We start from the raw sequence: 15,113 nt of genomic DNA on the forward strand, positions 1-15,113 counted from the left end.
GTTAAAAACGGTACGCAAGCTCTTCACTTATCGCTTGCTGCTTGACGCTTACCGCTGCTCCAACGGCACCAACCATTGGCTGGATAAACGCACCAGATGCTCGGTGAGTAAGCCGAGCAGTTGGCCACCATTGCGCCAATGATGCCAGTACAGCGGCACATCGATCGGTTTATCTGCCAACAACTCCACCAGCACACCGCGCTCAAGTTGTTCGCGCACCTGCAATTCCGGCACCAGGCCCCAACCCAGGCCCGCTTCGGTCAGGCGAATGAAACCTTCGGAAGACGGGCACAAATGATGCTCAAAACCGCCCTCGACGCCCAGGGACGCCAGGTAGCGATGCTGCAGGAAATCGTCAGGACCAAACACCAGTGCCGGGGTGCGAGCCAGTTGTTCGGCTTGCACCCCATGCGGGAAATGCCGGCTTATAAAGGCCGGACTGGCCAGGGCCCGATAACGCATGGCGCCCAGCAAGACACTACGCGCACCGGCCACCGGGCGCTCACTGGCACACAGGCAGGCCGCCACTTCTCCGGCACGCATGCGCTTGAGGCCGACGGTCTGGTCCTCTACTACCAGATCCAACAGCAAATGCTGTTCTGCACAAAAATCCCCCACCGCCCCCGCCCACCAAGTCGCCAGGCTGTCGGCATTGAGGGCGATGCGCAGGCGCTCGGGCAGGCCGGCTTCATCCAGCGCCGGCACCAGGCTTTGCAGGTCGCGCTCAAGCAGGCGCACCTGCTGGACATGGTTGAGCAGACGCCGGCCGATCTCGGTCGGTGCCGGTGGCGTGGCCCGCACCAACACTGGCTGGCCGACCCGCGCTTCGAGCAGCTTGATCCGCTGGGAAATCGCCGACTGCGAGAGTCCCAGCACCTGCGCCGCACGCTCGAAGCCGGCTTGCTCAACCACGGCAGCCAGGGCGGATAACAACTTATAGTCGAACATCAGTTTTCCTAATGAGCGATCAGCAATATTGGTTTTTCTTATACAGCTTGGAACAGGAGAATAGCCAGCATCCACTCTTGCCCAAGGATCAGCGACATGGCTGGCGAAACCTCACTCAACACCTTGCTGCGCAGCATGAGCCCGCACCTGAACGACGGCGAATACGTGTTCTGCACGATTGCCGACGGGCAACTGCCAGTTGGTTGCGAAATCATCGGCAGCTTTCGTGAACAGGAAGGCCTGACGGTGATCCTCGAACGCTCCAGCGCCCTGAAATGTGGGCTGGCCTTCGACTACGTGGCGGCCTGGATCACCCTCAACGTGCACTCGGCCCTGGAAGCTGTCGGCCTCACCGCCGCCTTCGCCACAGCCCTGGGCCAGGCCGGTATCAGTTGCAACGTGATTGCCGGCTACTACCACGACCATCTGTTTGTCGGCCAGGGCGATGCAGAACGCGCCATGACCGTACTGACGCAACTGGCGGCGAACGCGGAGTAAGGCTCATGTGGCAAAGCTATGTAAACGGCCTGTTGGTGGCGTTCGGCCTGATCATGGCGATCGGCACGCAAAACGCCTTTGTCCTGGCGCAAAGCCTGCGCCGTGAACATCATCTGCCGGTGGCCGCACTGTGTGTGGTCTGCGACGCGCTGCTGGTGGCGGCCGGGGTGTTTGGCCTGGCCACCGTGCTCGCGCAGAACCCGACCCTGCTGGCCATCGCGCGCTGGGGCGGCGCGGCGTTCCTGATCTGGTACGGCAGCCTGGCGCTGCGTCGGGCCTGTTCGAAACAGAGCCTGCAACAAGGTGAGGACCAGACTGTGCGCTCGTTGCGCGCAGTGCTGCTCAGCGCACTGGCGGTGACCCTGCTCAACCCCCACGTCTACCTCGATACGGTGTTGCTGATCGGCTCGCTCGGCGCCCAACAGACCGAGCCTGGGGCCTATGTGGTCGGCGCGGCCAGTGCTTCGTTGCTGTGGTTCTTCACCCTGGCCCTCGGCGCGGCCTGGCTCGCTCCCTGGCTGGCTCGCCCCAGCACCTGGCGGATTCTCGACTTGCTGGTGGCGGTGATGATGTTCGCGGTGGCCTTTCAATTAATTGTCGCCAGTTGAATATCGCAAAAGGCTCTGGAACCTCTATCCCACACAGTTGTTGCGTGGTTATGCCGCACCCCCGGTGCTATGATCCGACACCTGCGCCGCAAAGAGTACAAACTCCCCGGCGCTAGTCTGGCCGCCCGTGATCGGCCTTGCGCTCACCGCAACTGACCTGATTAGGAGAATCACCATGGCTTTCGAATTGCCGCCACTGCCTTACGCACACGATGCACTGCAGCCGCACATTTCCAAGGAAACGCTGGAGTTTCACCACGACAAGCACCACAACACCTACGTCGTGAACCTGAACAACCTGGTGCCAGGCACCGAGTTCGAAGGCAAGACTCTGGAAGAAATCGTCAAGTCTTCTTCGGGTGGCATCTTCAACAACGCCGCTCAAGTGTGGAACCACACTTTCTACTGGAACTGCCTGGCGCCAAACGCCGGCGGTCAACCAACCGGCGCGCTGGCTGAAGCCATCAACGCTGCTTTCGGTTCGTTCGACAAGTTCAAGGAAGAGTTCAGCAAAACCTCCATCGGTACCTTCGGTTCCGGCTGGGGCTGGCTGGTGAAAAAGGCTGACGGTTCCCTGGCCCTGGCCAGCACCATCGGCGCCGGCAACCCGCTGACTAACGGCGACACCCCGCTGTTGACCTGCGACGTCTGGGAACACGCCTACTACATCGACTACCGCAACGTGCGTCCAAAGTATGTGGAAGCGTTCTGGAACCTGGTCAACTGGAAGTTCGTGGCTGAGCAGTTCGAAGGCAAAACCTTCACCGCTTGAGTCCGCTTGCTGTGAAAAAACCCGGCATTGCCGGGTTTTTTTATGCCTGTGGCTGGCCCATGCCCCCAGAAAACACCGCTGCCCTTGCTCCAGCGCCGCAGGCGGCTACCATCTAGCAAATACAAATATTCTCCCCTGCCCCTCAAGTTGCAGGAGGTGCGTACCGACACAATACAAATGGGCTTCAATAACCGCTTACCCAAGGTTATGCGGCCAGGCCGGCGGACAACATCCACCTGGCTCGATTGTCCCTTTGACTGCCATCACGGGATTGCCAATACTCATGGCATCTTGACGTTACCCGCACGGAACAAGGAATTACCCTTTGAAGCTGGAACTCAAAAACAGCTTGTCGGTGAAGTTGCTCCGGGTTGTGCTGTTGTCGGCATTGATCGTGGGTGTGGTCTTGAGCTGCGCACAGATAGTCTTTGATGCCTACAAGACGCGCCAGGCGGTGGCCAACGATGCCGAACGCATCCTCGACATGTTTCGCGACCCATCGACCCAGGCCGTCTACAGCCTGGACCGGGAAATGGGCATGCAGGTGATCGAAGGGCTGTTCCAGGATGATGCCGTGCGCATGGCCTCCATCGGCCATCCCAATGAAACCATGCTGGCGGAAAAAAGCCGTGAGTTGCAGCACTCCGACAGTCGTTGGCTGACCGACCTGATCCTGGGCAAGGAGCGCACCTTCACCACCCAGTTGGTGGGTCGCGGTCCCTACAGTGAGTACTACGGCGACCTGAGCATTACCCTCGACACCGCCACCTATGGCCAGGGATTTATTGTCAGCTCGGTGATCATCTTCATTTCCGGCGTATTGCGGGCATTGGCCATGGGGCTGGTGCTGTACCTGGTCTATCACTGGCTGCTGACCAAGCCGCTGTCGCGGATCATCGAGCACCTGACCACCATCAACCCCGACCGCCCCAGCGAACACAAGATCCCCCAGCTCAAAGGCCACGAGAAAAACGAACTGGGGCTGTGGATCAACACTGCCAACCAGTTGCTCGAATCCATCGAGCGCAATACCCATCTGCGCCATGAAGCGGAGAACAGCCTGCTGCGCATGGCCCAGTACGACTTTCTTACCGGCCTGCCCAACCGCCAGCAGTTGCAGCAGCAACTGGACAAGATCCTGGTGGATGCCGGGCGCTTGCAACGCCGGGTCGCGGTGATCTGCGTTGGCCTGGACGACTTCAAGGGCATCAACGAGCAATTCAGCTACCAGACCGGTGACCAACTGTTGCTGGCCCTGGCCGACCGCCTGCGCGCCCACAGCGGTCGCCTCGGCGCGCTAGCCCGCCTGGGTGGCGACCAGTTCGCCCTGGTGCAGGCTGATATCGAGCAACCCTATGAAGCCGCCGAACTGGCGCAAAGCATTCTTGATGACCTGGAAGAGCCGTTTGCCCTCGATCATCAGGAGATCCGCCTGCGCGCCACCATCGGCATCACCCTGTTCCCGGAGGACGGCGACAGCACCGAAAAGCTGTTGCAGAAAGCCGAGCAGACCATGACCCTGGCCAAGACCCGCTCGCGCAACCGCTACCAGTTCTACATTGCCAGCGTCGACAGCGAAATGCGCCGGCGCCGCGAACTGGAAAAGGACCTGCGCGAGGCCCTGCGTCGCGAACAGCTGTTCCTGGTCTATCAACCGCAGATCAGCTATCGCGATCACCGGGTGGTAGGGGTCGAGGCGCTGATTCGCTGGCAGCATCCGGAGCACGGACTGGTTCCGCCAGACCTGTTCATCCCACTGGCAGAACAGAACGGCAGCATCATCGCCATCGGCGAGTGGGTCCTGGACCAGGCCTGTCGCCAGTTGCGCGACTGGCACGACCAGGGCTTCAGCGACCTGCGCATGGCGGTCAACCTCTCCACCGTGCAACTGCACCACGCCGAGCTGCCACGGGTGGTCAACAACCTGCTGCAGATGTACCGCCTGCCGCCGCGCAGCCTGGAGCTGGAAGTGACCGAGACCGGCCTGATGGAAGACATCAGCACCGCCGCCCAGCACCTGCTCAGCCTGCGCCGCTCCGGCGCCTTGATCGCCATCGACGACTTCGGCACCGGCTACTCCTCCCTCAGCTACCTGAAAAGCCTGCCGCTGGACAAGATCAAGATCGACAAGAGCTTCGTCCAGGACCTGCTGGACGACGATGACGATGCCACCATCGTGCGCGCGATCATCCAGTTGGGTAAAAGCCTGGGCATGCAGGTGATTGCCGAGGGGGTGGAGACCGCTGAGCAAGAGGCCTACATCATCTCTGAGGGCTGCCACGAAGGTCAGGGTTACTTCTACAGCAAGCCGCTGCCGGCCCGGGAATTGAGTGCGTACCTGAAACAGGCGCAACGCAGCAACGTCTTGAGCCCGCTGTAGCAGCGTGTAGCAGCGGTCGAGCCCGCGTCGATGAATAAGAAATATTTCCAGGTACAACCCTTTACACATAATGCGAAAGATTTGCATTATGTCGCAGTTTTGCGCGTCCACCGCGCTTGCCCCTCATCTACCGAAGCAGGATGTTCGCCATGATTCGTATGCCTCTGGCTACCGCCAGTTTGCTGGCCATCGCTATTTCCCTCGCCGGTTGCGGCGAAGGTAAAGACAAGGCTGCTGCTCCTCAAGCGCCTACTCCAGCCGCCAGCACCGCAGCACCTGCTGCTCCGGCTGCCACAGGCAAAGTCGACGAAGCCGCTGCCAAGGCCGTAGTCGCGCATTACGCCGATATCGTCTTCGCCGTCTTCAGCGATGCCGAATCCACCGCGAAAAACCTGCAAACCGCGATCGACGCCTTCCTCGCCAAGCCGAACGACGAAACACTGAAGGCCGCCAAGGCTGCCTGGGTTGCCGCTCGTGTGCCTTACCTGCAGAGCGAAGTGTTCCGCTTCGGCAACACCATCATCGACGACTGGGAAGGTCAGGTTAACGCCTGGCCCCTGGACGAAGGCCTGATCGACTACGTCGACAAGAGCTACGAGCACGCCCTGGGTAACCCGGGTGCCAGCGCCAACATCATCGCCAACACCGAAGTCCAGGTGGGTGAAGACAAAGTTGACGTGAAAGACATCACCGCGGAAAAACTCGCCAGCCTGAACGAGCTCGGCGGTTCCGAGGCGAACGTCGCCACGGGCTACCACGCCATCGAGTTCCTGCTCTGGGGCCAGGACCTGAACGGCACCGGCCCAGGCGCTGGCAACCGTCCAGCCTCGGACTACCTGGAAGGCACCGGCGCTACCGGCGGCCACAACGATCGCCGTCGCGCCTACCTCAAGGCCGTGACCCAACTGCTGGTCAGCGACCTGGAAGAAATGGTCGGTAACTGGAAGCCGAACGTGGCCGACAACTACCGCGCCACCCTGGAAGCCGAGCCAGGCGAGACCGGCCTGCGCAAAATGCTGTTCGGCATGGGCAGCCTCTCGCTGGGCGAACTGGCCGGCGAGCGGATGAAAGTGTCCCTGGAAGCCAACTCGCCTGAAGACGAGCAGGACTGCTTCAGCGACAACACCCACAACTCGCACTTCTACGACGCCAAGGGCGTGCGTAACGTGTACCTGGGCGAATACACCCGTACCGACGGCACCAAGATGACCGGCGCCAGCCTGTCGTCGCTGGTGGCCAAGGCCGACCCGGCTGCCGATACCGCCCTCAAGGCGGACCTGGCTGCAACCGAAGCCAAGCTGCAGGTCATGGTCGATCACGCCAACAAGGGTGAGCACTACGACCAGTTGATCGCCGCTGGCAACACCGCAGGCAACCAGATCGTGCGCGACGCCATCGCCGCCCTGGTCAAGCAGACCGGTTCGATCGAGCAGGCTGCTGGCAAGCTGGGTATCAGCGACCTGAACCCGGATAACGCTGATCACGAGTTCTGATCAACCCCGGCAAAATAGAAAGGCGACCTTAGGGTCGCCTTTTTTATGGGCGCCACCCTGTCGACCCGCCGTGACGAATCAACCAAACGATAATTCCTCTTATTCAAATTCCCCTGCCCTGTTAGACTTTGCGCCCTGTTTTGCTCGACTTTCTGGATACCCGATGCCCTCGCTGCCTCTTCGCTTGTCTGCACTGCTACTGGCCCTGGGCCTGAGTGCCTGCGATGACGCCCCGCGGTTTACCGAGGCAGAACCCGGTGAAGCCCGCTCCGGGGGCGCGGCAACCGTGCGCAAGAGCGACCAGAACGCGTTTTCCCTGCCGTCGGCCAATCTCTCGCCGACAAGGCGGCTGGATTTCAGTGTCGGCAACAGCTTTTTCCGCAGCCCGTGGGTCACCGCCCCCTCGACGACCACCGCCCGTGACGGCCTGGGCCCGCTGTTCAATACCAACGGCTGCCAGAATTGCCACATCAAGGACGGTCGTGGCCACCCTCCGGCGCCGGATGCCGAGAACTCGGTCTCGATGCTGGTGCGCCTGTCGATTCCCGATGCGCCGGCCTACGCCAAGCTGATCGAGCAGGTCGGAGTAGTCCCCGAGCCGGTCTACGGTGGGCAGTTCCAGGACATGGCGGTCCCCGGTGTCACACCGGAAGGCAAGGTCCGGGTCGAATACACCCCGGTGGTTGTGCAATTCAAGGACGGCAGCACCGTCGAACTGCGCAAACCCAGCCTGCAGATCAGCCAACTGGGCTACGGCCCGATGCACCCGGACACACGGTTTTCCGCGCGAGTGGCCCCGCCGATGATCGGCCTTGGCCTGCTGGAAGCCATCCCCGATGCGGCGATCCTGGCCAACGCCGACCCGCAGGACAACAACCGTGACGGCATCAAGGGCCGGCCGAACCTGGTCTGGGACGACGCGCAGCAAAAAACCGTGCTGGGGCGTTTTGGCTGGAAAGCCGGGCAACCGAATCTCAATCAACAAAATATTCACGCGTTTTCTGGTGATATGGGCCTGACCACCAGCCTCAGGCCTTTCGATGACTGCACCGCAACCCAGACCGACTGCTTGCACGCGCCCAACGGCAATGGCCCCGATGGCGAGCCGGAAGTCAGCGACAACATCCTGCGCCTGGTGCTGTTCTACAGCCGCAACCTCGGCGTACCGGCCCGCCGCGACGTCAACGATGCCCAGGTGCTGGCCGGCAAGAACCTGTTTTTCCAGGCCGGCTGCCAGTCGTGCCACACACCCAAATTCACCACCGCCGCCACTGCCGCCGAACCCGAGTTGGCCAATCAAGTGATTCGCCCCTACAGCGATCTGCTGCTGCATGACATGGGTGAAGGCCTGGCGGATAACCGTACCGAGTTCCAGGCCTCCGGTCGCGACTGGCGCACCCCGCCACTGTGGGGCATTGGCCTGACGCAGACGGTCAGCGGCCACACCCAGTTCCTGCATGACGGCCGCGCCCGCAACCTGCTCGAAGCCGTACTCTGGCACGGTGGAGAGGCTTCAGCGGCGCAGCAACAGGTTTTAGCTTTCAGTGCCGAGCAGCGCGCGTCGCTGCTGGCCTTTTTGAATTCGCTTTGAACGCCTATCCCATTTGCTTTGCCCCATACACATAGGGAGCCCGACATGTTTCGTCCCAAGTTGTTGTTCACCAGCCTTGCCGCCCTCGCCCTCGGCGCCTGCGCGCCCCAGGACCCACAAGCGGTTACTTCGGCAGCCATCGCCAAGCAAGTGATCCTGCCGACCTACAGCCGTTGGGTCGACGCCGATCGCCAACTGGCGGTCAGCGCCCTGTCCTACTGCGAAGGCAAGTCTGACCTGGCCACCGCCCGCGCCGACTTCCTCCACGCCCAAAAAGCCTGGGCCGAACTGCAGCCGTTGCTGGTCGGTCCGCTGGCCGAGGGCAACCGCTCCTGGCAGATCCAGTTCTGGCCGGACAAGAAGAACCTGGTCGGACGCCAGGTCGAGCAATTGCTTAGCGCCCAGCCGCAGATCGATGCCGCGGCACTGGCTAAATCCAGCGTGGTGGTCCAGGGCCTGTCGGCCTATGAGTACATTCTGTTCGACGCCAAGAGCAACGTTGCCGACGCTGCGCAGAAAGCCCGCTACTGCCCGCTGCTGACCGCCATTGGCGAACGGCAGAAACTGCTGGCCGAAGAAATTCTCGCCAGCTGGAACAGCACCGACGGCATGCTGGCGCAGATGACCAAGTTCCCCAACCAGCGGTACGCGGACTCCCACGAAGCCATCGCCGACCTGCTGCGCGCCCAAGTGACTGCGCTGGATACCCTGAAGAAAAAACTCGGCACGCCAATGGGCCGCCAGACCAAGGGCATTCCCCAACCGTTCCAGGCTGATGCCTGGCGTAGCCAGTCGTCGCTGCCTAGCCTGCGGGCCAGCCTCAGCGCCGCGCAAACCGTCTGGGTTGGTGTCGACAACAAAGGCCTGCGTGGCCTGTTGCCCGCCGAGCAAAAGCCGTTGGCAGACAAGATCGACGCCGCCTATGCCGCGTCGCTGAAGCTGTTCGACAGCAACCAGAGTTCGCTGACCGAAATGCTCGGTGACGATGCCGGCCGCCAGCAACTCAACGATCTCTACGACAGCCTCAACGTCGTCCATCGCCTGCACGAAGGCGAACTGGCCAAGGCGCTGGGCATCCAACTGGGCTTCAACGCCAACGACGGTGACTGATGAGGGTTAGCTCCATGCTGCGACGCCAGGCTCTGACTTTCGGCAGTTTGTTGCTGGGCGCGGTGACGCTGGGCGGCTGGAAGCTGTTCAAGCAAACGGACCACGGCCCTTTGCTGCTTTCAGCCCGCGATGACAGCGACGGCAAGCACTACGCCGTCGGCTATCGGCTGGACGGCACTCGAGTGTTCGCCACCGAAGTCGGCCAGCGCTGCCACGACATCATCAATCACCCCGAGCTGCCGATCGCCCTGTTCGTCGCCCGGCGACCGGGGACCGAAAGCTACCTGGTGGACCTGCGCGACGGCAGGTTGCTGCAAACCGTGGTTTCGCAAGCGAACCGGCACTTCTACGGCCACGCGGTCATCCACAAGGATGGCGAGTGGCTGTACGCCACCGAAAACGACACCACCGACCCGGGCCGCGGCCTGCTCGGGGTGTACCGTTTCGAGGGCGAGCGCCTGGTGCACAGCGGCGAGATTTCCACTCACGGCATCGGCCCGCACCAGGTCTCCTGGATGCCCGACGGTGAAACCCTGGTGGTGGCCAACGGCGGGATTCGCACCGAGGCCGAAAGCCGGGTCGAAATGAACCTCGACGCCATGGCACCCAGCCTGGTGCTGATGCAGCGCGACGGCACCCTGCTGAGCAAGGAAACCCTGGCCCAGCAGATGAACAGCGTGCGGCATATGGGCATCGCCAGCGATGGCACCATCGTCACTGGCCAGCAATTCATGGGCGCCGCCCACGAGTCGTCCGAGCTGCTGGCCATCAAGCGTCCCGGCCAGCCCTTCGTCGCCTTCCCGGTCGATGAGCACCAGTTGCAAGCCATGGGGCACTACACCGCCAGTGTCGCGGTCCACAGTGAACTGCGCCTGGTGGCGTTGACCGCGCCACGGGGCAACCGCTTTTTCATCTGGGACCTGGACAGCGGCGAAGTGCAGCTTGATGCCCCGCTGCCCGATTGCGCCGGGGTCGGCGCGGTAGCCGATGGTTTTGTCGTGACCTCGGGCCAGGGTCGTTGCCGTTTTTATGATTGCCGCAAGGCACCGCTGATGGCCCAGCCCCTGGAATTGCCGGCAGGGCTCTGGGACAACCATTTGCATTTGGTCTGATGCCTACAGCGGTCAGGGCTGACCCGACACATATGGAATCACAGGCACACAGGGAGTAATGTGCCGCCTGTCTCGCCTGATTTTTTTCCAAGGAAGTGGAATATGCTGCGTCGCCGCATGCTGATCATGTTGGGGGTTGTGCTGTTGATCGTGCTGATGCTGGGGGGCTACAAGGCCTTCTCCATCTATCAGATGATCCAGACCTTCGCTGCGCCAAAGCCGCCGGAGAGCGTCGCCGTGGCCAGCGCCAGCGAACGTCCCTGGCAGGTTCGCCTGCCCACCGTGGGCACCCTCAAGGCGCTGCAGGGGGTCGACCTGAGCCTGGAGGTCGCCGGTACCGTTACCGACGTGCAGTTCCAGTCCGGGCAACAGGTCAAGGTCGGGCAGCCGCTCATCCAGCTCGACAGCGCCGTCGAAAGCGCCCTGCTGGAGACCGCCAAGGCCGACCTCGGCCTGGCGCAACTGGACTACGGCCGCGGCAGCCAACTGGTGGGCAGCAGCGCTATTTCCAAGGGTGAGTTCGACCGCCTCAGCGCGCAACTGGCCAAGAACAAGGCCACGGTCAATCAACTCAAGGCCTCGCTGGCGAAAAAGCACATTGTCGCGCCCTTCAGCGGCACCATCGGCATTCGCCAGGTCGACGTCGGCGACTATCTCGCCAGCGGCACGGTGATCGCCACCCTGCAAGACCTCAGCAGCCTGTATGTGGACTTCTACGTACCGGAACAGGTGCTGCCGAAGATCGCCAAGGGCCAGCCGGTCAACGTTGGCGTCTCCGCCTACACCGGACAGACCTTCCCCGGCACCATCAGCGCCATCAACCCCAAGGTCGAGAACAGCACCCGTAACGTATTGGTGCGCGCCACCCTGGCCAACCCCGACGGCAAGTTGCTACCGGGCATGTTCGCCAGCCTGCAGGTGCTGATGCCGGACCCAGAGGCAAAAATCGTGGTCCCGGAAAGTGCAGTGACCTACACCCTGTATGGCAACTCGCTGTACGTCGTCGCGCAGAAAAAGGACGCCGAGGGCAATCTCGAAAAAGACGACAAGGACCAGCCAGTGCTGGTCGCCGAACGGCGGTTCATCGAAACCGGCGAACGCCGGGATGGCCTGGTTCTGATCAACAAAGGCGTGAAGGACGGCGAGCAGGTCATCAGCGCCGGGCAGATCAAACTCGAAAACGGCATGCACATCGTCATCAGCCCGGACAAAAACCTGCCGGCCGAACAGAACAGCCAGCCACGCGCTGACTGATCAAGGAATCCCCATGGCTTTTACCGACCCGTTCATCCGTCGCCCGGTGCTCGCTACCGTGGTCAGCCTGTTGATCGTGCTGCTGGGCTTCCAGGCCTGGAGCAAGCTGCCGCTGCGCCAGTATCCCCAGATGGAGAACGCGCTGATCACGGTCACCACCGCGTACCCCGGGGCCAACGCCGAGACCATCCAGGGCTACATCACCCAGCCCCTGCAACAGAGCCTGGCCAGTGCCGAAGGCATCGACTACATGACCTCGGTCAGCCGCCAGAACTTCTCGGTGATCTCGATCTACGCGCGCATCGGCTCCAACAGCGACCGGTTGTTCACCGAGTTGCTGGCCAAGGCCAACGAGGTCAAGAACAAGCTGCCTCAAGACGCCGAAGACCCGGTGCTGAGCAAGGAGGCGGCGGACGCCTCGGTGCTGATGTACATCAGCTTCTTCAGCAAGGAGTTGAATAACCCGCAGATCACCGACTACCTGTCGCGTGTGATCCAGCCCAAGCTCGCGACCCTGCCCGGCATGGCTGAAGCCGAGATCCTCGGCAACCAGGTCTTTGCCATGCGCCTGTGGCTGGACCCGGTCAAGCTTGCCGGTTTTGGCCTGAGCGCCAGCGACGTGACCAGCGCGGTGCGCCAGTACAACTTTCTGTCGGCCGCCGGTGAGGTCAAGGGCGAGTACGTGGTCACCAGCGTCAACGCCAACACCGAACTGAAAACCGCCGAAGCCTTCGGCCAGATCCCGCTGAAAGTCGATGGCGACAGCCGGGTGCTGCTCAGCGACGTGGCCCGCGTGGAAATGGGCGCGGAGAACTACGACACCATCAGTTCGTTCGGCGGTACGCCCTCGGTGTACATCGGGATCAAGCCAACACCCGGGGCCAACCCGCTGGACGTGATCAAGGAAGTGCGCAAGCTGATGCCGGAGCTGGAGTCTCAGCTACCGCCCAACCTCAAGGCGGAAATCGCCTACGACGCCACGCTGTTTATCCAGGCTTCGATCGACGAGGTGGTGAAAACCCTGTTCGAAGCCGTGCTGATCGTGATTGTCGTGGTGTTCCTGTTCCTCGGTGCCTTGCGTTCGGTGGTGATCCCGGTGGTGACCATTCCGCTGTCGATGATCGGCGTGATGTTCTTCATGCAACTGATGGGCTACTCGATCAACCTGCTGACCCTGCTGGCCATGGTGCTGGCCATCGGCCTGGTGGTGGATGACGCCATCGTCGTGGTGGAGAACATCCACCGCCATATCGAGGAAGGCAAGACTCCGCTGGACGCTGCGCTCGAAGGCGCGCGGGAAATCGCCATGCCGGTGGTCTCGATGACCATCACCCTGGCCGCCGTGTATGCGCCGATCGGTTTCCTGACGGGTCTGACCGGGGCGCTGTTCAAGGAGTTCGCCCTGACCCTGGCGGGCGCCGTGGTGATCTCCGGCATCGTCGCCCTGACCCTGTCGCCCATGATGTGCGCCCTGCTCCTGCGCCACGACCCGAACCCGTCCGGGCTGGCCCACCGCCTCGACCAGTTGTTCGACAGGCTCAAGCGGCGTTACCAGAGCATGTTGCACGGCACCCTCAACACCCGGCCGGTGGTGCTGGTGTTCGCGGTGATCGTGCTGTGCCTGATTCCGGTGTTGCTCAAGTTCAGCAAGTCGGAACTGGCGCCGGACGAAGACCAGGGCATCATTTTCATGATGGCCAATGCCCCGCAGCCAACCAACCTCGAGTATCTGAATTCCTATACCGACGAATTCATCACCATTTTCAAAGAGTTCCCCGAGTACTACTCCTCCTTCCAGATCAACGGCTTCAACGGCGTGCAATCGGGGATCGGCGGCTTCCTGCTCAAGCCATGGAACGAGCGCAGTCGGACCCAGATGGAGATCCTGCCGGAGGTCCAGAGCAAGCTGTCACGCATCCCCGGGCTGCAGATCTTCGGTTTTAACCTGCCCTCGCTGCCTGGCACCGGGGAAGGCTTGCCCTTCCAGTTCGTGATCAACACCGCCAATGACTACGAGTCGCTGCTGGCGGTGGTCGACCGGGTGAAAAAACGCGCGCTGGAGTCCGGCAAGTTCGCCTTCGTCGATATCGACCTGGCCTTCGACAAGCCGGAGGTGGTGGTCGACATCGACCGCGCCAAGGCCGCACAGATGGGCGTGTCCATGCTCGACCTGGGCACGACCTTGGCGACCTTGCTGGCCGAGGCTGAAATCAACCGGTTCACCATCGAAGGTCGCAGCTACAAGGTGATCGCCCAAGTGGAGCGGGCCTATCGCGATAACCCGGACTGGCTGAACAACTATTACGTGAAGAATGCCCAGGGCGAACTGCTTGCCCTGTCGACCCTGATCACGGTCAAGGACCGGGCCCGTCCGCGGCAACTGAACCAGTTCCAGCAACTGAACTCGGCGATCCTCTCGGGCTTCCCGGTGGTCAGCATGGGCGAGGCGATTGAAACCGTGCACCAGATCGCCCTGGAAGAAGCGCCGCCGGGCTATGCGTTCGATTACGCCGGCGCCTCCCGCCAGTTCGTGCAGGAAGGCAGCGCATTGTGGGTAACCTTTGCCCTGGCGCTGGCGATCATTTTCCTGGTGCTGGCTGCACAGTTCGAGAGCTTCCGCGATCCGCTGGTGATCCTGGTGACCGTGCCGCTGTCGATTTGCGGCGCGTTGATCCCGCTGTTCCTGGGCTGGTCGAGCATGAACATCTATACCCAGGTGGGGCTGGTGACCCTGATCGGACTGATCAGCAAGCACGGGATCCTGATCGTCGAATTTGCCAACCAATTGCGCAAGGACAAGGGCCTGTCACCACGCGAGGCGGTCGAGGAAGCCGCCGCCATCCGCCTGCGTCCGGTACTGATGACCACCGCGGCCATGGTGTTCGGCATGCTGCCGTTGATCATTGCAACAGGTGCAGGGGCCGTCAGCCGGTTTGATATCGGCATGGTGATTGCCACCGGGATGTCCATCGGCACCCTGTTCACCCTGTTCGTGCTGCCCTGCGTCTACACCCTGCTGGCTAAACCCGACAAGGCATCCGAACCCGCGTGATCGGGAATCAGACACGCATAAAAAAGGCCTCGCAATTGCGAGGCCTTTTATTTGGGCTTCATCGTTTTCAACTTTGCGGTCTCATTCCCTGGGCCATGCCGAACATGAACAACAGCAGATCATTATCGGGATGGACTGCCGCGGTGGCTTTCGCCACCCGTGGCAATGGACAATGCGCGTCACCATGCGCAGCACTGAGGACCTGCGTGCGGGGCTGCTCCCAAGCGGCCACCGCCAATGAAGCAACTGCCAAGGCTCCTATTAGAAACAAACCTCGAGCAATTTCTAGTTTCAT

12 protein-coding genes are annotated in these 15,113 nt (G+C 61.8%); 10 read left to right on the top strand and 2 right to left on the bottom strand.

Annotated elements, in window-relative coordinates; genetic code table 11:
• Positions 1–48: 48 nt before the first annotated feature.
• A complete protein-coding gene (locus QMK50_RS08215) occupies positions 49–948 on the bottom strand; it encodes a LysR family transcriptional regulator ArgP (protein ID WP_095165860.1) in 900 nt (299 codons plus the stop codon).
• Between the two features lie 96 nt (positions 949–1,044).
• Between QMK50_RS08215 and QMK50_RS08220 the strand changes: the two genes are divergently transcribed.
• The 10 genes from QMK50_RS08220 to QMK50_RS08265 all read left to right on the top strand — a co-directional run bounded on the left by QMK50_RS08220 (position 1,045) and on the right by QMK50_RS08265 (position 14,818).
• Positions 1,045–1,446: an ACT domain-containing protein gene (locus tag QMK50_RS08220; RefSeq protein ID WP_320332920.1), complete on the top strand. Its 402-nt coding sequence runs from the start codon at positions 1,045–1,047 to the stop codon at positions 1,444–1,446.
• Between the two features lie 5 nt (positions 1,447–1,451).
• Positions 1,452–2,054: a LysE/ArgO family amino acid transporter gene (locus QMK50_RS08225; RefSeq protein ID WP_159997695.1), complete on the top strand. Its 603-nt coding sequence runs from the start codon at positions 1,452–1,454 to the stop codon at positions 2,052–2,054.
• Between the two features lie 175 nt (positions 2,055–2,229).
• Positions 2,230–2,826: a superoxide dismutase gene (locus QMK50_RS08230; protein WP_095165865.1), complete on the top strand. Its 597-nt coding sequence runs from the start codon at positions 2,230–2,232 to the stop codon at positions 2,824–2,826.
• Between the two features lie 325 nt (positions 2,827–3,151).
• Positions 3,152–5,206 (top strand): putative bifunctional diguanylate cyclase/phosphodiesterase, encoded by a 2,055-nt coding sequence (locus tag QMK50_RS08235; protein WP_095165867.1) that lies wholly within the window; start codon positions 3,152–3,154, stop codon positions 5,204–5,206.
• Positions 5,207–5,355: 149 nt separating this feature from the next.
• Positions 5,356–6,699: an imelysin family protein gene (locus QMK50_RS08240; RefSeq protein ID WP_320332921.1), complete on the top strand. Its 1,344-nt coding sequence runs from the start codon at positions 5,356–5,358 to the stop codon at positions 6,697–6,699.
• A gap of 163 nt (positions 6,700–6,862) precedes the next feature.
• The gene (locus tag QMK50_RS08245; RefSeq protein WP_320332922.1) at positions 6,863–8,290 is read left to right on the top strand and encodes a di-heme oxidoredictase family protein; all 1,428 of its coding nucleotides are present in this window, start codon (positions 6,863–6,865) and stop codon (positions 8,288–8,290) included.
• Positions 8,291–8,335: 45 nt separating this feature from the next.
• Entirely contained in the window at positions 8,336–9,400 is a 1,065-nt protein-coding gene (locus QMK50_RS08250; protein WP_095165873.1) for an imelysin family protein, read from the top strand.
• A 14-nt stretch (positions 9,401–9,414) separates the two neighbouring features.
• Positions 9,415–10,512: a DUF1513 domain-containing protein gene (locus QMK50_RS08255; RefSeq protein WP_159997701.1), complete on the top strand. Its 1,098-nt coding sequence runs from the start codon at positions 9,415–9,417 to the stop codon at positions 10,510–10,512.
• A gap of 102 nt (positions 10,513–10,614) precedes the next feature.
• The gene (locus tag QMK50_RS08260; protein ID WP_095165876.1) at positions 10,615–11,766 is read left to right on the top strand and encodes an efflux RND transporter periplasmic adaptor subunit; all 1,152 of its coding nucleotides are present in this window, start codon (positions 10,615–10,617) and stop codon (positions 11,764–11,766) included.
• Between the two features lie 13 nt (positions 11,767–11,779).
• A complete protein-coding gene (locus QMK50_RS08265) occupies positions 11,780–14,818 on the top strand; it encodes a multidrug efflux RND transporter permease subunit (RefSeq protein WP_320332923.1) in 3,039 nt (1,012 codons plus the stop codon).
• Between the two features lie 67 nt (positions 14,819–14,885).
• On the opposite strand, the gene QMK50_RS08270 is transcribed toward QMK50_RS08265, so the two are convergent.
• Complete coding sequence (locus QMK50_RS08270; RefSeq protein WP_095165880.1) at positions 14,886–15,113, bottom strand: hypothetical protein; 228 nt, start codon at positions 15,111–15,113, stop codon at positions 14,886–14,888.

Origin of the sequence: Pseudomonas sp. P5_152, assembly GCF_033989915.1 — a bacterium.
Taxonomy (GTDB): Bacteria; Pseudomonadota; Gammaproteobacteria; order Pseudomonadales; family Pseudomonadaceae; genus Aquipseudomonas.

Excerpts from the sequence above, each read along its gene's own strand:
- QMK50_RS08250 (WP_095165873.1), top strand. The coding sequence starts at position 8,336 with ATGTTTCGTCCCAAGTTGTTGTTCACCAGCCTTGCCGCCCTCGCCCTC.
- QMK50_RS08265 (WP_320332923.1), top strand. The coding sequence starts at position 11,780 with ATGGCTTTTACCGACCCGTTCATCCGTCGCCCGGTGCTCGCTACCGTG.
- QMK50_RS08230 (WP_095165865.1), top strand. The coding sequence starts at position 2,230 with ATGGCTTTCGAATTGCCGCCACTGCCTTACGCACACGATGCACTGCAG.
- QMK50_RS08220 (WP_320332920.1), top strand. The coding sequence starts at position 1,045 with ATGGCTGGCGAAACCTCACTCAACACCTTGCTGCGCAGCATGAGCCCG.
- QMK50_RS08255 (WP_159997701.1), top strand. The coding sequence starts at position 9,415 with ATGCTGCGACGCCAGGCTCTGACTTTCGGCAGTTTGTTGCTGGGCGCG.
- QMK50_RS08260 (WP_095165876.1), top strand. The coding sequence starts at position 10,615 with ATGCTGCGTCGCCGCATGCTGATCATGTTGGGGGTTGTGCTGTTGATC.
- QMK50_RS08245 (WP_320332922.1), top strand. The coding sequence starts at position 6,863 with ATGCCCTCGCTGCCTCTTCGCTTGTCTGCACTGCTACTGGCCCTGGGC.
- QMK50_RS08215 (WP_095165860.1), bottom strand. The coding sequence starts at position 948 with ATGTTCGACTATAAGTTGTTATCCGCCCTGGCTGCCGTGGTTGAGCAA.
- QMK50_RS08240 (WP_320332921.1), top strand. The coding sequence starts at position 5,356 with ATGATTCGTATGCCTCTGGCTACCGCCAGTTTGCTGGCCATCGCTATT.
- QMK50_RS08270 (WP_095165880.1), bottom strand. The coding sequence starts at position 15,113 with ATGAAACTAGAAATTGCTCGAGGTTTGTTTCTAATAGGAGCCTTGGCA.
- QMK50_RS08225 (WP_159997695.1), top strand. The coding sequence starts at position 1,452 with ATGTGGCAAAGCTATGTAAACGGCCTGTTGGTGGCGTTCGGCCTGATC.